Below are 18,665 nucleotides of genomic sequence, written 5' to 3'. Positions count from 1 at the left end.
CCGTGACTTTCGAACGACAGGGCGCTGCAGAATCATACGTTCTGCACCGCTGCGACGCATGCAAGGAGCGGCATGGATCCTCGGGTCTGCGCGTCCGCTTCGTTCCCGCTCCGCCCGTGGATGACGAAACAAGAAGGCGCAGCCGTCTCCTACCGCACCGCAGCACATTAAAACACGCTGCACACCACTTTAATTCTTGACGCGTGTCAAATTTTTCTAAAACATGCGGAAATTCTGGCAGGGCACATCGGCCAGCGCTCTGGGAGGAGCATGCCTGACATGGAAGACACCCTGCACCTCTCCAGCACGAGCGCCTGGGTCGCTTGCGCGCCGTCAGGCATTCCGTTCGCAGAACAACCAACCGCAAACCAAAATTCGGAGGAGGAAGACATATGCGCATGTTGAACTGCCTGACGCTCGGCGCGGGCCTGCTTGCAACGACGCTTGCCGTACCGGCGCATGCCGGAGAAGCGCCGAAAGTCGGGGCGATCGTGAAGGGTCTCGACAATCCGTTCTTCCAGACCATGCAGAAGGGCATCGAGGACCAGGCCAAGGCCGACGGCGTCGGCGTCACCGTGCAGGCGGCCGCCAACATGGGCGACGCGACCGGGCAGGCCGATCGCCTGACCGCCATGGCGATGCAGGATTTCGACTGCTACCTGGTCAACCCGATCAGCGTTTCCAACCTGGTGCAGGCGCTGGTGCCGGTCGCCCAGAAGAAGAAGCCGATCGTCAACATCGACAGCACCATCGACGCCGAACAAGCCAAGGCGGCAGGCTTTGCCATCTCGACTTATATCGGCACCGACAACGTCGCCGCCGGCGCGCTGGCGGGCGAGGAGATGCTGAAGCTGGTGCCGAAAGGTTCCAAGGTGGCGCTGGTCGCCGGCATCGTCGGCGACGTCGGCTCCAACGCGCGCATCAAGGGCTTCAAGCAGGCCGTCGAAGGCAAGCTCGACGTGGTGGTGATGGTGAGCGCCGATTGGGATCGCGAGAAGGCGCTGACCGCGGCCACCGACATCCTGGCCGCGCACCCCGATCTCGCCGGCTTCTTCGCCGCCAACGACGTCATGGCGCTCGGCGTCGAACGCGCCGTGCAGACCTCGGGCAAGGACGTCAAGGTGATCGGCCTCGACGGCATCGTCGACGCGCTGAAATCGATCGCCGCCGGCGAGCTCACCGCCACCGTCGCGCAATATCCCTATGTCGTCGGCGCAATGGGCGTCGAGGCCTGCGCCATTGCCGCCAAGGGCAAGGAACTGCCCGCCAATGTTCCGGCGCCGGTGCTCTTGATCAACAAGGACAATGCGGAAGCGTCGCTGAAGAATTTCCCCGCGCCCGGCGGCGAGTATCCCGATCCCTTCCGCGAGATGTTGAAGTGAGCACACCTGAACAAAGCGCGCCCGCTCGAGTGACGGCGGGCGCGGCGGAGGAGAGCCGTTCCTCCCTGTCGGCTCTCCTCCTGGATCCTTCCTTCTGGGCCGACTGGGCCTCGGTCGTCGGCCTGGTCGGCCTCGTCATCGTCTTCGGCATCGCCCAGCCGGTCTTCCTCAGCGTCGCCAATCTGCAGGCGCTGCTCCTGGCCGCGGCGATCCTGGTGGTGCTGTCGATCGGCCAGACCTTCGTCGTCGCGACCTCCGGCATCGATCTTTCGCTGGCCGCCGCCGTCATGCTCGGCGCCATCATCCTCGGCCTGGTCAACGCCGCCGGCTGGGGCATATTCGCGGCCTGCGTGCTCGCCGTCCTTGCCACCAGCGCGGTGGGTTTCCTCAACGGCGTCCTCATCACCGCCGGGAAAATTCCCGATTTCGTGGTGACGCTGGGCGCGCTGTCGGGCATCACCGGCCTCGGCCTCATCCTGTCGGGCGGCGAACCGACGATGGTCGGCTCGACCTTCCTGCTGCGGTTGGCCTCCGGCTCGTTCGGACCGTTCGGCTATCCGGTCTGGGTGGCGATCGCGGCCGTCATCGTCGCCCATGTCGCGCTCTATCACACGCGCTTCGGCGTGCATCTGCTGGCCACCGGCGGCCAGGCCGAAAGCGCCTCGGCGCTGGGCATCCGCACCGGCAGGGTGAAGATCGCCGCCTACACGATTTCCGGCTTCTGCGCCGGCATCGCCTCGCTGCTCCTGGTGGCGCGGATCGGCTCGGCCGAGCCGCTGATCAACACCAGCCTGCTCCTCAATTCGGTGGCCGCCGTGGTGCTGGGCGGCGTGAGCCTGTTCGGCGGCCGCGCCAGCATCCTCGGGCCCGCCATCGGCGCGCTGATGCTCACCGCGCTGGTCAACGGGCTGACGCTGCTCAGCGTCTCGGCCTTCTATCAACCGCTCGCCGTGGGCGCCATCGTGGTGCTGGCGGCGCTGATCATGCGGTACCAGAAATGAGCGCCGTCCATCACACCCCCTCGACCGAAGCGATCCTCGCCTGCGACGGCTTAAGCAAGCATTTCGGCGGCATCCGCGCCTTCACCGATGTCGCCTTCCAGGCCCGCCGCGGCGAGGTCACCGCTGTCATCGGCGACAATGGCGCCGGCAAGTCGACGTTGATCCGCTGCCTGGTCGGCGTGTATGCGCCGGACGGCGGCGAGATCTTCTTCGACGGCCGGCCGCATCCCTTCTCCAATCCCGACGAAGCACGCAAGGCAGGCATCGAGACGGTGCACCAGAACCTGGCGCTGATCGACGAGCTGACCGTGGCGCAGAACCTCTTCCTCAACCGCGAGATCGTGCGCCGCATCGGCCCGTTCGCGCTGCTCGACCGCAAGGCGATGAAGACGCAGGCTCGCGCCATGCTGTCGCGCCTGTCGATCAACGTGCCTTCAGTAACGCAGCGCGTGCGGCGCCTGTCGGGCGGGCAAAGACAGGCGATCTCGATCTGCCGCGCCGCCGGCTCCGGCGCCAAGCTCGTCGTCATGGACGAACCGACGGCCGCACTCGGCGTGCAGGAGACCGGCAATGTCGAGGCGCTGATCCGGCGGCTGCGCGAGCAAGGGGTGAGCGTCATCCTGGTCAGCCACAATTTCGATCAGGTGCGGCGCCTTTCGGACCAGATCTGGGTGATGCGGGCCGGGCGGATGGCGGCGACGGTGCGCGCCTCCGAAACCACCGGCAACGAACTGGTGGCGCTGGTCACCGGCGCGGCGTGATCGCCCGTCATTCGTGACGTCAAACGCGGGCCTCGGTGGCCGGCGACAGAATGGAAATGCAAGGGAGTTTGCCGTGGCTGTGATCCGTGTCGGACTTGTTGGGCTTGGCGAGGTGGCGCAGTCGATCCATTTGCCGGTGCTGGCCGACCAGCGCGACCGCTGGGTGATCGCCGGCGTCCATGACGTCTCGCCAAGCCTGGTGTCGCTCGTCACCTCGGAATATCCGACCGCCAAGGCGTTCGAGAGCGCCGAGGCGCTGATCGCCTCGCCCGATATCGACGCGGTGTTCGTGCTGTCGTCCGACGATACGCACAGCCGCTTCGTGCGCGCCGCGATCGCGGCCAACAAGCACATTTTGCTGGAAAAGCCCGCCTGCCTGACGGTGCGCGAGATCGACGAATTGCTGGCGCTGAGCAAGGATTACGGCAAGACCATGTTCGTCGGCTACATGCGCCGCTATGCGCCGGCCTATCTGGCGGCACGGGAGGAATTGCCGGCCCACGCCGACATCATCCATGTGCGCATCTTCGACCTGATCTCGGAGGGCCGGCACTTCCTCAAGAAGAGCCAGAACGTCCTTTATCCCACAGACATCGATCCGGCGATCCTGGCGCGCGGTGCGAAGGAACGCGACGCGCTGATCCGCGAAGTGGTGGGGCAGGATGCCTCCGCCGACCTGGTGCGCGCCTATCGCGGGCTGACGGCGCTCTCCTCGCATCACATCTCGGCGATGCGCGGGCTGCTCGGCGAGCCGAAGCGCGTGGTGGCGGCGCACCGCACCAATGGCGGCGCCAACACCAGCGTGACCTTCGACTACGGTCACTTCGCCTGCCTCTATGACGCGGTGGTCGACGACCTCGGCCTGTTCGATGCCATGATCGAGGTGCGCTCGAACACCAGGCGGGTTCGCATCATCTACGACACGCCCTATGTCCGCAGCCTCCCGACGCGGCTGGAGGTGACGGAAGCCGGTCCGCTCGGTCCGGTGACGAAGGCCTTCGGCCCGCTCTATGGCGACGCCTTCTCCAACGAGCTCGAGACCTTCCACCGCCATATCATGGAAAGCACGAAGCCGCTGACCGACCTCGCGGATTCACGCGCCGACCTGGCGCTGATGGCGGAGATCATCGGCAAGATGAGGGAGAGCGGCGGGCGCTGAGGCCGGCCGCCTATTTACCGCAGTGGTGATCGTTGATCTTGTTCAACGCATTGGCGTCAGGGCCAACACGCTGGTACGAGCAGGCTCCGGCCGCCGTCGTGAACAATTGCTGGTCATAGTAGTGCGGGCCCGCGAACAGGATGTCGATGATATCGCGATGCGCGGGGACGTAGCGTTCGGATTCGGCCCGATGGTCGCGGCTTCCGGCGAAGGCCGAGGCGGCCATGCCGCAAGCCACAGCGAAAACGAGTGCGCGGATCGCAAGGCGTTTCGTCGTCATTCGCATACCCCTCCTAACCGGTTCGAAGTTCCACCATATCCAAAATCGCCAGCCGGACAAAGGTTCCCCTGACCTGCTCCCCCCGCCCGGGCTGACCAGTCGAGACATCAGTCCGGTTTTGAGCCCCGGGCGCGCTTTCGTTCGGCCGCCGCCAGAAGCTCGACGAAGGCGCGCACCTTGGCCGGCCTGAAGCGCGCCGGCGGAAAGACGGCATGGATACCGCCGGTCGGCAGGCTCCAGTCGGCGAACATCCGCACCAGGCGCCCCTTGGCGATGTCGTCATCGACGCTGTAGTCCGGAAAGATGCCGAGCCCGATGCCGGCCTTCACGCAGGCATGGACGCCGGGGCTCTTGTCGCAGCTGACGATCGGGTTGAGCTCGGCCAGCACTGTTTCGCCGTCTTTCGAGAACAGCCATTGGCCGATACCGCGGAGCTGGACATTGCCGACCCAGGGCAGCGACCTCGCCTGGCCGGGGGCCACATCCGGCGGCAGCCTGGCCGCAAGCTCCGGACTTGCGACGACGACCTGCCGGAAGCTCCCAAGGCGGCGCGCCAGATTGCTGGAATCGGCCAGCCAGCCGGCGCGGATGCCGAGATCGATCTGCTCGTCGACGAGATTGCTGACCGCGTCGTCGAAGATCGTCTCGACCCGCATCCTCGGATATTTCTTGAGATAGGCGGCGATGGTCGGCGCCACGACCTTCTCGCCATAGTCGAGCGGCGCCGTCAGCCGCAGCATCCCGGTCGGCTTGTCGGCGCTGCGCGCGATGTCGCCATAGGCGGCTTCCGCCTCGCGCAGGATGATGGCGGCGCGGTCGTAGAACAGCCGCCCCTCCTCCGTCATCGTGACGCGCCGCGTCGTGCGCCGCAGCAGCGTGGCGCCCAGTTCCCGCTCGAGCCTGCCGACCTGGTGGCTGACCACCGCCTTGGCGACGTCGAGCCGGTCGGCGGCCGCGGTGAAGGACCCGGTTTCGACAACCGTGGTGAAATAGACGAGCCGGTTAAGGTTCAGAAGTTCGGCCATCGGCAAAGCCATTGTCTGATCTGGTCAGACAGTCTGTACGATTGATCGCTGTTTTTCGCAATTGGGCGAACTGCCATCTAGATCCGTGACAGACACCGGACGAGACGGCCATGAACAATGCAACGCTGACCTATCTTTTCGACCCGCTCTGCGGCTGGTGCTATGGCGCGACGCCGATGCTGGACAGGCTGGAGCAGAGCGGCATCGCGCTCGATCTCCTGCCGACCGGCCTCTTCTCCGGCGCCGGCGCGCGGCCGCTGGACGCCGGCTTTGCCGCCCATGCCTGGGCGAACGACCAGCGCATCGAGCGGCTGAGCGGACAGCGCTTCAGCCAGGCTTATCTCGACAACGTGCTGAACGTTCGCGGCACCCTGCTCGATTCCGGCGCTGCCACCCTCGGCATCGTCGCCGGCGGACTCGAAGACCCGCGCCAGCGGCTTGCGGCGCTGAAGGCAATCCAGCATGCCCGCTATGTCGGCGGACGCGACATCGTGACGGTGGACGGTGTCGCCGCGGTGTTGACCGACGTCGGCATGGCGGACGCGGCGCAGATGCTGAAGGCGCCGACGCCGGCGTTGCTGGCCGCGCACCGCGACCTTGTCGGCCATGGCCGCACGCTGTTCCAGCGCCTGCATGCCAATGGCGTCCCCGCGCTCGCCGTGATCCGCAACGCGGCGCCGCGCCTGATCAGCGCCAACGCGCTGTTCGGCAGCTACGACGATCTCGTCGCCCATATCCAGGCGGCGTGATCCTCCCAGCCCTCCCCCAAGCAGAAAGGAAATGCCATGAAGATCGCCCTCATCGGCGCGTCCGGCCAGGCCGGCTCGCGCATCCTGAAAGAACTCTCCGATCGCGGCCACACCATCACCGCAATCGCCCGCAACCCGGACAAGATCGCCAAGCTGCCAGGCGTGACCGCTGTCAAGGGCGACGTCTTCGACAAGGAGGGCCTCGCCGCGCTGATCAAGGGACATGACGCCGTCGTCAGTTCGGTTCATTTCACCGCCAGCGATCCCGACACGCTGATCGCCGCCGCGTGCGCCTCCGGCGTCAAGCGCTACCTTGTCGTCGGCGGCGCCGGCAGCCTCGAGGTCGCGCCTGGCAAGCGCCTGGTCGACACGCCGGAATTTCCGGCCATCTACAAGGCCGAGGCGCAGAAGGGCGGCGACTTCCTCGACACGCTGCGGACGGTCGGCGATCTCGACTGGACCTTCCTGTCGCCGTCGGCGCTGTTCACCGCGGGCGAGCGCACCGGCACGTTCCGGCTCGGCAAGGATACGCTGCTTTCCTCCGACAAGGGCAGCAGCATCTCCTTCGAGGACTACGCCATCGTCATGGCCGACGAGATCGAGACGCCGAGGCACATCCGGCAGCGCTTCACCGTCGGCTACTGAGAGAATTCGCGGCTTCGGCTAGCATTCAGAGCCGAAGCTCAAAACATCGGCGTTGCCGGACCGTCCGGCGCACCGGGGCAAGAACAGCCTTGGACTACGGTTATAGCCGCAACTATATTAGGGACTTCTTGACAATTAGCCTAACCTCTGGTTTCCTTTTTCCTAGGGGTTTAAACAAAGTTCGTTGCGTTTTTTACGGACGGTGTTCGCATGTCGACAGTGGTTGTCGCGGACCCGCGGGGGGTGTATCTCGCCGGTCTGGAGTGGGTGTTGCGGAAGGCCGGTCACGAGATTGTCGCCGAGTGCCACCGCGCTGTTGACGTTCTCCCCCATGTGGAGCGCCATCTGCCCGATATTGTCATCGTCGGCCTGGACACAGCGGACCCGCAGACGGCCAGTCTTTCCTCCCGGCTGAGAGCCACCCACCGTGCGCTCGGCATTGTCTTCATCCTGCAGCAAAACGGCGGCTTCGATATCAAGGAAATACAGGCGCTCGACGCCGATGGCGTGGTGCTTGACGGCATCAGCAACCGCTTTCTCGTCGAATGCGTGAACGCGGTGGCGAGCGGCAAAAAGTGGATCGACAACAAGATCGTCCAGCATCTGTTGATGCCCAGGCCGCAGCCGCAGCCCCTCTCGAAGCTCACGGGGCGCGAGAGCGAAATCGCCGACCTCGTCTCGCGCGGCTTGCGCAACAAGACCATCGCCCAGCGGTTGCATGTGTCCGAAGGCACGGTGAAGATGCATTTGCACCACGTCTACGCCAAGCTCAACCTCGGCAGCAGGGCCGAGCTCGCTTGGGCGACGCACGGCAAGGGCGACCGTCCCAACACAGACCTGATCTGATCCCCTTTTCAGGCTGAAGCGCATCGCGCCGGCGCGCGAGTGTCTGTCGACGTGTTTGACACGAAGACCCAGCGCGTTCAGGCCCGCGTCCGCCCGTATATCGAAGGATATATATCGTTCGATCAGGACGATCATTGACCGAAAAGCTATCGAAACGCGAATGGACGCGCCCTCTGCCTTGGCCGGACAATGACTCCGAGGGCCGCATTTCAGATCGATCCTCAGCAACTGGGGTTTGCCAGCATCCAAGTCATGGCGGACGGGCAATCGTAGTTTTCGACGCTTCCGGAACTTGCTTACGTTAAGGCGTGTTCTGTTCTGGTTCTCGAATCCACCATTTTCGGCGCGCCCTGACCTAATTCCAACTGACCCTGGAATAACTCGATCACAATTGGGAGGCAGATTATGGCTACTATTAACGGCAATCTCGTTCTCGACGAGCAAATCGGCGTACAGACCGTCACCAATGATAATGATAAAGAACTCGACGCGACGCTGATCAACACGCTCACCACTCTCGGCGTGGCTGATATCAGTGGCGGTACCGACGCCACAACAGGCTTCCCGCAGGTGGCCGTCAACGACGCCCTCCTTGACACAACCGGAGTGACCGATCTGGCGCTATCGATCCCCGATGACGGCACGGCGAGCGGCCTCTCTACCGTCGACGGTGTGGCAATCTTCCTCTACAACGAAGGCGGCATCATTTATGGGCGCGAGGCCGACGCGAATGGTGACGCTGACCCGAACGGCGACCTGGCGTTCGCTGTTGCGCTGGACGAGAGCGACCTGTCCTCGGCGCAAATTTACCTCATTCAATACGAGCCGCTGGGGCACAGCGATCCTCTCAACGTTGACGATGACGACATCCTGTCGTTTGCCGATGGCAAGATCACACTGGATGTATCGACCACCGAGATCGTAACGACGTTTCAGACACTCGACTTCGCGTCGATCCCGTCAGGTAGCCCGCAGGAGACCCTCACGGTTGCGACAACCGATCCCACTGACAATCACAGCGCCAAGTTTGATGGACTCATCTTCCCGGGGACGGTGGCCGATCCAACGACAGTCCCAACCAACCCCGGAACCAATGATGATCTGAACCCCGACGCCATCGGCTTCGGTGTGAAGGGCGGTCAAGCCTCTCAGATGAATCAAAATGAGGGCTTCTTGGTTCAAGACGCGGCCTGGACTTCTGCTGATCAGGATGCGAACGAAATCGGCGGCATCAGGTTCGACATCCAGGCCGTAGGCGGCGTGAAGAAAGTGAACATTGAGTGGTGGGCTGTCGATAATGGAGTAGTAGTTGCTACCGACACCGACACCGTAAACTTACCTTCCGGCAGCGCCGTCTTTGAGAATTATACCATCGAAACGGCCGATAGCGTCGACCAAATCTACGTTCGATTTTACTACGACACAAAGGTAAGCACCTCCGGCGTACGCGTTGAGAACCTCGAAGTCGCGTTCCCATCATCGTCCGAGGTGACGGTCGTCAACCACGAGGATCTCGGGACGCACCTGGTGTTCGAGGACGCCGGGCCGACGTTCACCGACATCACTGGTGATACCTTGCCGTTCCAGGTCGGATTGGCCGCCGGTCAACAGGACACAGGGACGTTCGACCTTACTGCCGGAGCCGATGGCTCACACGTTATCATCACCGAATACACCGATCTCGGAGGCGATGACATCACGGAGATCCTCACCAACGACGGAACCACGCTGACTTACCACGACGTGGCCACCGATACGGACCTCTACCAACTGAACGTGACGGACACGGGGTACACCTTCGACGTGCTCTTCACACCCCACGGTGAGCAGTCCGACCTCAACTTCAATGCGGTCAAGTCGGGCGGTCCTCAGGAGACCTTGACGGTACCCACGGTGGACAACACCGGCAGCATCGTCTTTGACGGTCTTATCTTCAACACTCACCCCGCAGCGGACGCGACCAAGGATGCCTTTACGCCGTTCAACACGGCTCCACTGGGAGGCCCGACTGTAGCTGCTGACGATCTTAACCCCGATGCGGTTGGATTCGGGGTGAAAGGCGGTCAGGCTTCGCAGATTAATAACAACGAGGGCTTCACCTTCCATACTGCGGACGGTTCTGATATCAACAATCTAACCTTTGCGGTCGCAGGAATTGGAAACATCAATGCCATCACTGTAGAATCGTGGCTTTACGACAATGCCGGTAATCTGATCGATCACAATATCGACAACGTTACTGGCTTGCGCTCGGGTAATCAGACCGTGACCATCAACGACGATGGTGGTCAAGCCTTCGACACGGCCTACGTTCAGTTCACGGTCCCCGGTGCCAACTCGGGTGTTCGCATCCTCGACTTCTCGACGAGCATCGAGGGTCCGGTTCCCGATCAGCAGTTCGACTTCACGCTGGCAAACACCGACCTCGACGGCGATGCTGCCACGCAAGACCTGAGCATCCTCGCAAGCCAGGACTTCATTTAATGGCGTCCTCGCAGCCTGCAAGAACTTCAAAGCCTGGCGATCCGGTCCCCCTTGGGGGACCGGTCGTTCACGAGACATCAAGGCCCTGGACTAAAACCAGGCGACGGGCAAAGCGGCGGCTTGCAGTGTCCACTTACGATGCTGTGGACGACGCTCCGATGTCATCCCGCACAGAGAAATAATGATGAGAGCCAGCCAACAGCTCCCTGCGCTGCAGGTCGTGATGAAAGAGGCCAGACGCGCCATCCGGCCGCTTATCTGGTTCAGCGCCGGCATCAATGTGCTGATGCTGACCGGGGCGCTTTACATGCTCCAGGTTTACCATCGCGTGCTGTCCAGCCACAGCCTGGAGACGTTGGCGATGCTGTCGCTGATGGCGGCGGCGGCACTCGCGGCGATGGCGGGGCTGGAGGTGGTTCGCGGGCGCCTCCTGGCCAAGGTCGGATCGTGGATGAATGCACGGTTGGCGCCGGTACTCTTGACCGCATCGGTGGAATATTCCGCTTCGGCGCCCGGTCATGCCAACGCCCGTCCGCTGCGCGACCTGGATCAGGTGCGGAATTTTTTCACCAGCCCGAGCATCTTCCCGATCCTCGACGCGCCCTGGGCGCCGCTGTTCTTCGCCGCGATATTCCTGATGCACCCCTGGCTGGGCTGGCTGGCCCTGGTCGGTGGAATCCTGCTGTTTGGGCTGGCATTGCTCAACGAATACCTCACGCGGAAGCCGCTGACCGAGGCGGCAAACGCGCAGTCGCGGGCCTACGTGCAGGCCGAGGCGGCCATCCGCAACGCCGAGGTCGTGCAGGCGATGGGCATGCTGAAGCCGCTGCTTGAAGGCTGGAAGGAGCAGCAGGACGAGGCAAACAAGGGACAGGTTCTCGCCGCCAACCGCGGCGGCGTCATCTCGGCCATCGCGCGCTGTCACCGGCTGGCCCTGCAGATGGCGATACTCGGCCTTGGCGCCTACCTGGTGGTTCGCAACGAGGCTTCGCCCGGCATCATGATCGCCGCCTCGATCCTGATGGGTCGCGCTCTGTCCCCGGTCGAGCAGGCGATCGGCACATGGAAGGCGACGGTCGGAGCACGCGCCGCCTACCGGCGCCTCACCGCGGTTGCCGGACAACATCCTGAGGCCACGCCGGTGCTGCCGCTGCCTCGGCCGAAAGGCAAGTTCGAGGCCGACAATCTCGTGCTTGGCCGACCGGGCGGCGAACCTATCCTGAAAGGCATCAGCTTCCGGCTCAATCCAGGCGAGGCAATGGCGCTGATCGGCCCGAGCGCGGCCGGCAAGACGAGCCTGGCGCGCATACTGGCCGGCGCCTGGCGTCCATCCGGCGGGCGCGCGCTGCTCGACGGCATGGATGTCGCCCAATGGGCGGCGGAGGACCGCGGCCATTATGTCGGTTACCTGCCGCAGGACATCGAGCTCTTCGCCGGCACCATTTCCGAGAACATCTGCCGCTTCGCGCAGCTCAACCCGACGGTGTTCAACAACGTGGTCAAGGCCGCGCAACTGGCGGGAGTCCACGAACTGATCAAAGGGCTGCCGAAAGGCTACGCCACCGAGATCGGCGAATCCGGAGCGGTGCTGTCAGGCGGGCAGCGCCAACGCATCGGGCTGGCGCGCGCGCTCTACGGCGACCCGCCGCTGCTCATCCTGGACGAGCCCAATTCCAACCTCGATCGCGAGGGAGAGGATGCCCTGGTCGCTGCCCTGGGCGCCGTCAAGGCGGCGGGCACGACCATTATCCTGATCGCGCACCGATCGAACATGTTGGAGAAGGTCGACAAGATCCTGGTGCTCAACCGGGGCCAGCAGGACCTCTACGGTCCGCGCGATTATGTCTTCGGCGAACTCGCCGCGCGCATCCGACAGATCAGTCAGGTGCCGGCCATAGCGAACCAGGCCATAGGGGCGAACCAGGCCGTGCCGGCGAACCAGGACAGCGCCCCACCTCCGGCGCGCCGATACGCGGAACGAAAATTGCGTCCGAGCCTCAACCTCGTTCCCGCGCGACAGGGCAGCGTTCGAGAGGGTGAGGCCGGTGCCGCGCAACCAAGGACACGGGGGCGGATATGAACGTCGTCGAGTTACCCGCGCCGCCACCGTCGCGGCTGGAGCCGGTGCCACTGCGTCTCGCCGGCGTGACATCCACCGGGTTCGCGATCATGTTCCTGTTCTTCGGCGTCGCCGGGGGCTGGGCGGCGCTGGCACCGTTGGACAGCGCCGCGGTGGCGCCGGGCGTTATCAAGGTCGCCGGCGACCGCAAGCTCATCCAGCACCTTGAGGGCGGCATCATCGCGGACCTGAACGCCGCCAACGGCGATATCGTCAAGGCGGGCAAGGTCCTCCTCCGGCTCGACGACACGCAGGCGAAGGCGCAGCTCGACCTGGTCCAGAACCGGATAGCGACGCGAGAGGCGCTGGCGGCGCGTCTGCGGGCCGAGCGCGACGGCAAGGCCGAGATCGAGTTCGATCCGACGCTGCTCGCCAATCCCACTACCGCCGCGAGGGACGCGGTGGCCGCGCAGCGCGACGTGTTCGCGGCCAAGCATCATAATCTCGAGGACGAGCGGGGAATTCTCGCCCAGCGCCGTCACCAGACCGAGGAAGAGATAACGGGACTGCAGGAGCTTGTCGCCACCGAGGACAGGCAGATCGAGGCGCTCGAGGCCGAGACCAAGGACCTTGAGGGCCTGCTCAAGAAGGGGCTGACCACCCGCGAACGGAATCTGTCGCTCAGGCAGCAACAACGCGAGATCGAAGGCGAGCGCGCCACCAACGTCGCGGCGATCGCGCGCGCCAAAAGCGCCATGGCCGAGATCGACATGCAGACCCTGAACCTCAACACTGTGCGGCTGAACGAGGCTGTCGAGGAGTTGAGCAAGGTCGAGGCGGAGTTGTTCGACCTCAGACAGGGGGAGCGTTCCGCCAGGGACGTGCTTGCCCGCACCAATGTCGTCGCACCGGTCGACGGGATCGTCATGGATCTGAAGGTCCACACGGCCGGCGGTGTCGTGAAACCCGGCGAGACAATGATGACAGTCGTGCCGCTCGGGCAACAGCTCGTGGTCGAGGCGATGGTCAAACCGGAGGATGTCGAGACGATCGCCCCCGGACAGCCCGCGCGCGTCAGCTTCCCGGCTTTCGCCCGCTACAACCTGCCGCCGCTCGACGGCGTCGTCGAGGTCGTGTCGGCCGACCGCATGACGGAGGAGCGCAGCGGGGCACCGTATTTCGCGGCGACCGTGTTGATCGACAAGACCGAACTCGCGAAGTTGGAGGGCCGCAAGCTGCTGCCCGGCATGTCGAGCGAGACGATGATCCGGACAGGCGCCCGCACCGTGCTTTCCTACATCGCCGAGCCGATCACGCAGAACTTCCGCCGGGCGATGCGGGAAAAATAGCCGCCGGACACTGGCCTCGGTTCGCGACTCATTCAATCGCGGCTTCCGGGAACGATAGGCTCTTGCAACCTACCATTCATGCTTCTGGGGCAGGGTCAGCTCGTAGAAGTCGGATTTCGAGCCGACGAAGATGTGCTCGCCAAGGCGAAGGCCGGTCGGCCGGTCGAGGGTGCCGGCCGTGACATAGGTCTCGGCGCCGGGTTCCGCCTTCCAGAACAGGTTGCCGCCGCAGCGCGAGCAGAAGCCGCGCTCGACCTTGGGCGACGAGCGGTACCAGCTGAACGTCGACGAGGTCAGCAGCCTGATATCCGACGACCGGCATGCCGTCATGACGGCAAAATTGCCGCTGGTGCGCGCGCATTGCGAGCAGTGGCATGCGATCGGCTGGAAGAGCTCGCCCGCGATCTCGTAACGCACGCCGCCGGCAAAGACAGCCACCCGTCACCATCCGATCCTCCGTGATGCGCTCGCTCGAAAGCGACCGAGGACCATGAAGCTAGTCGATCGACGCCGTTCGCTCCACTCTTCGCAAGCGGCCTCGATCATCGCGGTGGGGTCAATTGCACTCGGAGCCGTTCGGGCTTCCCTGATCACTTCACGGCTGCGAGCTTGTCGATCGCGGCGGTGAAGCCGGCCAGCGAGATCGGAATGGTCACCGGCTTGCGGGTCACCGGAGCGGTTCATCGTTTGGCGGAAACGTTGAGCCGTTCTATTTCTTGCCTTGCCGCAATCCCGGACGGAAAACCGTTACACACTTTTCCTGGAATTGCTCTAAACCCAGATGGCGCCAGAGGAGGATACGGATGAGTGATTTGAAGACGCAGACGGCACCGGCCGCGGCGGATACCGGGCTGCCGCTGTTCTATTCGAAGCCCGAGGCGCTCAACCCGATACGGCACGGCTCGCTCGGGCTGACGGCGCGTGCCGACTTCTCCTTCGCCCTGTCCGCCCATGCCATCCCCGTGGTGGCCTCGGAAATGCCGGCGGCGATGCGCTCCTATCCGATCGTCTTCATCGGCGTCGCCAAGGCGCCAGTGATCATCACCGGCGTGCGCCAGAACGAGAACCTGTTCGTCGATGCCGACGGCCGCTGGAGCGAGCCGCACTACATTCCGGCCTATGTGCGGCGCTATCCCTTCATCCTCGCCGACGAGACCAAGACGGCCGGCCGGCATCGACCGCGCCAGCGAGCGCGTCATCGACCAGCTGCTGGCGCCGTTCCGCGAGGATGGCGGCCAGATCGCGCCCTTCTTCAACGGCACCAAGCCGACCGAGGCGACCCGGCAGGCGCTGGCCTTCTGCAACCAGTTCCAGCCCGACTTCAACGCGACGCGGGCCATGATCGAGAAGATCGACGCGCACGGCCTGTTCGCGCCGCGCCAGAGCAAGGTGACACTGGAGGGCGGCGAGGTGCTGAACCTCACCGATTTCCAGGTGATCGACGAGGTCGCGTTCAACAAACTGAGCGACGAGGCCTTCTTCGACCTCAGGAAATCGGGCGCGCTGGGAATGCTCTATTGCCACCTCGCCTCGAGCAACAGCTGGACCTCGCTGGTCTAGCAGGCGTCGGCCCGCAAGGACGGGCGCAAGTAAGCTCCGGCGCGGCCTGCGCGCCGGCGATGCCCTGCGCCTCGTAACGGCGTCATAACATGGCGCCAGAGTACAAACGACCAGAGGCTTGCCGAGGTCGGTCCTTGCTCGGCGTGCCGGCGCGATTGCTGGCATGATCGAGGCTCGCTCCTGCCCTGCCGTCTGCGATCGAATTTCGCACCATTTTCGCCGTCGGCGAGCCGCTCATATTGGCTGCGTGACCAGCCGATGCCAAGTCTGTTCAAATGCAGCCATCGCGCGCCGGGCGCGAACCCTCGCGGTGGCAACGACAGCAAATGCTATGAAGAAGAGAATGCCTGGACCGGCGCCGCCGGCCGACACCGAGCTCGCCACTATGCCGGCCAGGGCCGCGTTCGAGCGCCGTAAGGATCATGGCAGCCGTGGCGCCGAATGCCATGGATGCAATCAGTCCGATGACCAACATGCCGCGGGAATAGTAAGCGACAATCAAGATGGCAGCGCACCCTGTCAGTCCCGGAATCGAGACCTGCATGGTCGCTCGGCCTTTCTCGCACAAGTCGCGGGTTGGATGTCGTCAGGCTGCCTGTGTTTCACACCCCCCTACTTCGGCAGACCAGGGGCCCGGACAAGGAAGCCAAAGGACGTAGCTGGACATCCCACGGCAGTAGGATGGCAGCCGATACTCCTTCCGAATGAGCCTGCGCACGGCCGGGCTGACGATACGTACTAAAGCTTAAGCGGGGTCAATGTGCTGGAGACCTCGGCACGATGTAAGCTGCCTTGCTGGCTGGATGCCGGCTGGGAGGACACAAGCACACGGGCGGTCCACGGGTTGCTTCGCGTTCCGAGAGGAGGAGGAGAAACGATATGACCGGCCAGGTCATGCAGGGTGCGCTGCGAGCCAAGCAACTCCGGCAGCTCAAGGAAGTCTACGACCGCGCCCGGGAGGTGAAGGCCAGATACCCGGAGTCACACATTGCAAGCAGAGCCGCCAAAAGACTGATCGACGCCTTCGAAACGGTGATCCGGGCCGACGGAACGGCCCTGGAGACGCAGTGGCTGCGTGACGCCAATCCCAAAGGAAACGCCTGAGACTTGGACTTCACGGGCGGCGTCCGCGAAGCCGGCGGACGAGGTGACCCTGCTGTCCCGTCGATGCCATCGACGCCTGCCCTAAGGCGGAGCCCGCTTGCCTCTCAACTTATCCGGGAACAGGCCGCGGCGTGTTCGCCGCGCGGCGCCCGCGCGCCGGGTAGTCACCGCCTTCCTCGGATGGGCCGCGCAATCGCCAAAGCGGAAAAAGTCATTTTCGACCCGCATCCATGCCGGATGCGGAACTTTGAAGTTCGGCGCAGCGTTGATGCAATTGGCTGATTTGCGCGGCGGGTGGGGCACGATGCATCGGCAAGGCCAGAACACACAAAGTTGTGTACAGCTGGCCTTTTGAAAGCAACTATTGTAGGTTGTGCATAAATTGAAACAAACTCGCGGGTCTCCATGCAGACGCTGTCGCAGTTCATAGGGTCACATCATTCGGGGGAAACATCGTCCAAGAACGAGTGGGCGAACAATGATTTTCTCGGCACCGCCAAGATCTACAAACCCCACTCGGTCCTGTGCCGCCAGGATGATGACGACGACACAATATTCATCGTGAAATCGGGTTGGGCCCTGCTCTACCGCGGGCTGCTGGACGGAGAACGGCAGATCATCGACACTCCGCTGTGGGGAGACGTTGTCGGCTTCCGTTCCGTCGACGGACCCCGTTTCGCATCGCTGGCGTCGATAACGGAACTGGCGGTTCATGAGGTTTCCAGGAAGGTGCTCGTCGAGCGCATTCTGTCGGGGGGCAGCTTCGGCAACAAGATCGCTTGCTCGCTCGCTCGCCTGAATGCCATCCTTGCCGAACATCTGGTGAATGTCGGGCGGCGCAATGCGATGAGCCGCACTGCTCATTTCCTGCTCGAATTGGAAGAGAGGCTGTCCTCCGTTGGCCTATCTGCCCATGGCAGATACGAGTGCCCCCTCACTCAGCACGAGCTGGCAGACATCCTCGGAATGACCACGGTTCATGTGAACCGGACATTGAGCGAACTTCGCAAGGCCGATCTCGTCTCTTTCAAGGCAGGCCATGTGGAAATCCTCAACCGCAAGAATCTGGTCAAGGTTGCCGGGTTCGACAATGAGTACCTGCGGTAGGGTTTCTCTCCCGCTACGGCCTAGTCTTATTCTCGTGGCTTGCCTCCCCGTGGCGCCAGGCCACAGTGCATCGGGCTGACCATGTCTCCCCTTTTGCAGCAAATTGCGATGCATCGAGAGCCCATCTCAGCGCAGGCCTTTCGACCAGAAATTTACTAAAAATTAACCTATGTTAGAGACCCCTAATAATTTGGTTCTAAACTACCCAAGCCGTTTCTTCGGGGGCAAACCGGGAAACTGCCAAGGACGCCAGGGCTTAGGGCAAAAGAGCGTCAACTTTTGGCGTAGGGTTGGGGATCACCTTCCAAATCTAGAGGACAAGGAGTTTATGTCGGCCGCCGGAAGGCGGCTCGGTGTGGGAAAGGGTGGGTAGTATGAGTACCGCAGTAGGACTGTCTAATTATGCTTCGGCCAATCAGCCGCGAGTTCCAGCCAACGGAACCGAAAATGCCTCCAGCAGGGAATGCCTGCTCATCTTGGATGGCAGGGCCTTAGACCGCGAGTGTCTAGCATCGGCCCTTGTAGAGCACGAACTCGGCATGGCGGTCGCCGCCATGGGTTCAATCGAAGAATGGCGTACGAAGAAGGGCTCGGCCCCTCCGCTTGTCGCCATACTCTTCAACCTCGGCGGCCGGAAGGTCACCGATCGTGGTATAGCGGACGAGATCAGGCACATATCGTCCGAGTTCAAATCAATCCCCTTGGTCATCCTGGCCGACAACGAAGAGCTGACACAGATCCTGACGGCTCTCGAATGCGGCGCGCGAGGTTACATTCCGACCTCCGTGGGGATCGATGTCTGCGTCGAGGCGATCAACCTTGCGGCAGCCGGAGGCATCTTCGTTCCGGCGAGCAGCGTTCTCTCCATGCGGCATCTGATAGATTCAGGCAGCCGCGACACGCAGCCTTTTACCGGAATGTTCACGCTCAGGCAGGCCGAAGTAGCGCAGGCGCTCCGGCGCGGTAAGGCGAACAAGATCATCGCCTACGAACTGAACCTGCGCGAAAGCACCGTGAAGGTGCATATCCGAAATATCATGAAGAAACTGAAGGCGACCAACCGCACGGAAGTCGCCTACAAGGTCAACGATCTCTTCGCGGAAGGAACGCTGGCCGAGAAGTGACCGTGTTGGATAGAACAACCTCCCGTTCCA

The 18,665-nt window shown here is 63.3% G+C and carries 17 protein-coding genes and 1 pseudogene; 15 read left to right on the top strand and 3 right to left on the bottom strand.

Annotated features, from left to right (window positions below; translation table 11 throughout):
* Nucleotides 1–392 precede the first annotated feature (392 nt).
* The 4 genes from EN786_RS23815 to EN786_RS23800 all read left to right on the top strand — a co-directional run bounded on the left by EN786_RS23815 (nucleotide 393) and on the right by EN786_RS23800 (nucleotide 4,303).
* The gene (locus EN786_RS23815; protein ID WP_127282943.1) at nucleotides 393–1,382 is read left to right on the top strand and encodes a substrate-binding domain-containing protein; all 990 of its coding nucleotides are present in this window, start codon (nucleotides 393–395) and stop codon (nucleotides 1,380–1,382) included.
* On the top strand, nucleotides 1,379–2,383 hold the full coding sequence (locus tag EN786_RS23810; protein ID WP_127309034.1) for an ABC transporter permease: 1,005 nt from the start codon (nucleotides 1,379–1,381) through the stop codon (nucleotides 2,381–2,383). Before EN786_RS23815 ends, EN786_RS23810 begins: the two co-directional genes overlap by 4 nt.
* Nucleotides 2,380–3,144 (top strand): ATP-binding cassette domain-containing protein, encoded by a 765-nt coding sequence (locus EN786_RS23805; RefSeq protein WP_127309033.1) that lies wholly within the window; start codon nucleotides 2,380–2,382, stop codon nucleotides 3,142–3,144. Before EN786_RS23810 ends, EN786_RS23805 begins: the two co-directional genes overlap by 4 nt.
* A 73-nt stretch (nucleotides 3,145–3,217) precedes the next feature.
* The gene (locus EN786_RS23800; protein ID WP_127309032.1) at nucleotides 3,218–4,303 is read left to right on the top strand and encodes a Gfo/Idh/MocA family oxidoreductase; all 1,086 of its coding nucleotides are present in this window, start codon (nucleotides 3,218–3,220) and stop codon (nucleotides 4,301–4,303) included.
* 10 nt (nucleotides 4,304–4,313) lie between these two features.
* Here the strand turns inward: EN786_RS23800 and EN786_RS23795 are convergent, their stop codons facing one another.
* The gene (locus EN786_RS23795; protein WP_127309031.1) at nucleotides 4,314–4,583 is read right to left on the bottom strand and encodes a hypothetical protein; all 270 of its coding nucleotides are present in this window, start codon (nucleotides 4,581–4,583) and stop codon (nucleotides 4,314–4,316) included.
* A gap of 107 nt (nucleotides 4,584–4,690) precedes the next feature.
* Nucleotides 4,691–5,608, bottom strand: coding sequence for a LysR family transcriptional regulator (locus EN786_RS23790; protein WP_127309030.1), 918 nt, complete (start codon nucleotides 5,606–5,608; stop codon nucleotides 4,691–4,693).
* 110 nt (nucleotides 5,609–5,718) lie between these two features.
* On the opposite strand from EN786_RS23790, the gene EN786_RS23785 reads away from it, so the two are divergent.
* The 6 genes from EN786_RS23785 (at nucleotide 5,719) to EN786_RS23760 (ending at nucleotide 13,740) form a co-directional block, all read left to right on the top strand.
* Complete coding sequence (locus tag EN786_RS23785; RefSeq protein WP_127309029.1) at nucleotides 5,719–6,357, top strand: DsbA family protein; 639 nt, start codon at nucleotides 5,719–5,721, stop codon at nucleotides 6,355–6,357.
* A gap of 36 nt (nucleotides 6,358–6,393) precedes the next feature.
* Nucleotides 6,394–7,002, top strand: coding sequence for an NAD(P)-dependent oxidoreductase (locus EN786_RS23780; RefSeq protein WP_127309028.1), 609 nt, complete (start codon nucleotides 6,394–6,396; stop codon nucleotides 7,000–7,002).
* A gap of 210 nt (nucleotides 7,003–7,212) precedes the next feature.
* A complete protein-coding gene (locus tag EN786_RS23775; protein WP_127309027.1) occupies nucleotides 7,213–7,848 on the top strand; it encodes a response regulator transcription factor in 636 nt (211 codons plus the stop codon).
* A gap of 405 nt (nucleotides 7,849–8,253) precedes the next feature.
* Complete coding sequence (locus tag EN786_RS23770) at nucleotides 8,254–10,332, top strand: hypothetical protein (protein ID WP_135908911.1); 2,079 nt, start codon at nucleotides 8,254–8,256, stop codon at nucleotides 10,330–10,332.
* A 223-nt stretch (nucleotides 10,333–10,555) separates the two neighbouring features.
* A complete protein-coding gene (locus tag EN786_RS23765) occupies nucleotides 10,556–12,412 on the top strand; it encodes a type I secretion system permease/ATPase (protein WP_245478123.1) in 1,857 nt (618 codons plus the stop codon).
* Entirely contained in the window at nucleotides 12,409–13,740 is a 1,332-nt protein-coding gene (locus tag EN786_RS23760; RefSeq protein WP_127309025.1) for an HlyD family type I secretion periplasmic adaptor subunit, read from the top strand. The genes EN786_RS23765 and EN786_RS23760 overlap by 4 nt, the downstream gene beginning before the upstream one ends.
* Nucleotides 13,741–13,809: 69 nt before the next feature.
* Here EN786_RS23760 and EN786_RS23755 read toward each other — a convergent pair whose 3' ends face one another.
* On the bottom strand, nucleotides 13,810–14,178 hold the full coding sequence (locus tag EN786_RS23755) for a GFA family protein (protein ID WP_210212279.1): 369 nt from the start codon (nucleotides 14,176–14,178) through the stop codon (nucleotides 13,810–13,812).
* A gap of 365 nt (nucleotides 14,179–14,543) precedes the next feature.
* Here EN786_RS23755 and EN786_RS39320 point away from each other — a divergent pair.
* The 5 genes and pseudogenes from EN786_RS39320 to EN786_RS23730 form a co-directional block, all read left to right on the top strand.
* Nucleotides 14,544–14,834, top strand: a pseudogene (locus EN786_RS39320) (SapC family protein); the annotation flags it as partial.
* Nucleotides 14,818–15,300, top strand: a complete 483-nt coding sequence (locus EN786_RS39315; RefSeq protein ID WP_348627049.1) for a SapC family protein — start codon at nucleotides 14,818–14,820, stop codon at nucleotides 15,298–15,300. The pseudogene EN786_RS39320 and the gene EN786_RS39315, both read left to right, overlap by 17 nt.
* Before the next feature lie 879 nt (nucleotides 15,301–16,179).
* Nucleotides 16,180–16,404, top strand: coding sequence for a hypothetical protein (locus EN786_RS23740; RefSeq protein WP_127309024.1), 225 nt, complete (start codon nucleotides 16,180–16,182; stop codon nucleotides 16,402–16,404).
* 405 nt (nucleotides 16,405–16,809) lie between these two features.
* Complete coding sequence (locus tag EN786_RS23735) at nucleotides 16,810–17,511, top strand: Crp/Fnr family transcriptional regulator (protein ID WP_127309023.1); 702 nt, start codon at nucleotides 16,810–16,812, stop codon at nucleotides 17,509–17,511.
* 467 nt (nucleotides 17,512–17,978) lie between these two features.
* A complete protein-coding gene (locus EN786_RS23730; protein ID WP_245478124.1) occupies nucleotides 17,979–18,635 on the top strand; it encodes a response regulator transcription factor in 657 nt (218 codons plus the stop codon).
* Nucleotides 18,636–18,665 lie beyond the last annotated feature (30 nt).

The sequence above is a fragment of the Mesorhizobium sp. M4B.F.Ca.ET.143.01.1.1 genome (genome assembly GCF_004792275.1).
Lineage (GTDB): Bacteria > Pseudomonadota > Alphaproteobacteria > Rhizobiales > Rhizobiaceae > Mesorhizobium > Mesorhizobium abyssinicae.
Note: the sequence above shows the minus strand (reverse complement) of the source record. Positions and strands in the feature narration are given on the sequence as shown.

Bases quoted from the DNA above. Each gene is read 5' to 3' on its own strand.
- EN786_RS23770 (WP_135908911.1), top strand. From the start codon at position 8,254: ATGGCTACTATTAACGGCAATCTCGTTCTCGACGAGCAAATCGGCGTA.
- EN786_RS23740 (WP_127309024.1), top strand. From the start codon at position 16,180: ATGACCGGCCAGGTCATGCAGGGTGCGCTGCGAGCCAAGCAACTCCGG.
- EN786_RS23805 (WP_127309033.1), top strand. From the start codon at position 2,380: ATGAGCGCCGTCCATCACACCCCCTCGACCGAAGCGATCCTCGCCTGC.
- EN786_RS23765 (WP_245478123.1), top strand. From the start codon at position 10,556: ATGAAAGAGGCCAGACGCGCCATCCGGCCGCTTATCTGGTTCAGCGCC.
- EN786_RS23760 (WP_127309025.1), top strand. From the start codon at position 12,409: ATGAACGTCGTCGAGTTACCCGCGCCGCCACCGTCGCGGCTGGAGCCG.
- EN786_RS23775 (WP_127309027.1), top strand. From the start codon at position 7,213: ATGTCGACAGTGGTTGTCGCGGACCCGCGGGGGGTGTATCTCGCCGGT.
- EN786_RS23780 (WP_127309028.1), top strand. From the start codon at position 6,394: ATGAAGATCGCCCTCATCGGCGCGTCCGGCCAGGCCGGCTCGCGCATC.
- EN786_RS39315 (WP_348627049.1), top strand. From the start codon at position 14,818: ATGCCGACGGCCGCTGGAGCGAGCCGCACTACATTCCGGCCTATGTGC.
- EN786_RS23785 (WP_127309029.1), top strand. From the start codon at position 5,719: ATGAACAATGCAACGCTGACCTATCTTTTCGACCCGCTCTGCGGCTGG.
- EN786_RS23815 (WP_127282943.1), top strand. From the start codon at position 393: ATGCGCATGTTGAACTGCCTGACGCTCGGCGCGGGCCTGCTTGCAACG.
- EN786_RS23790 (WP_127309030.1), bottom strand. From the start codon at position 5,608: ATGGCCGAACTTCTGAACCTTAACCGGCTCGTCTATTTCACCACGGTT.
- EN786_RS23735 (WP_127309023.1), top strand. From the start codon at position 16,810: ATGCAGACGCTGTCGCAGTTCATAGGGTCACATCATTCGGGGGAAACA.
- EN786_RS23795 (WP_127309031.1), bottom strand. From the start codon at position 4,583: ATGACGACGAAACGCCTTGCGATCCGCGCACTCGTTTTCGCTGTGGCT.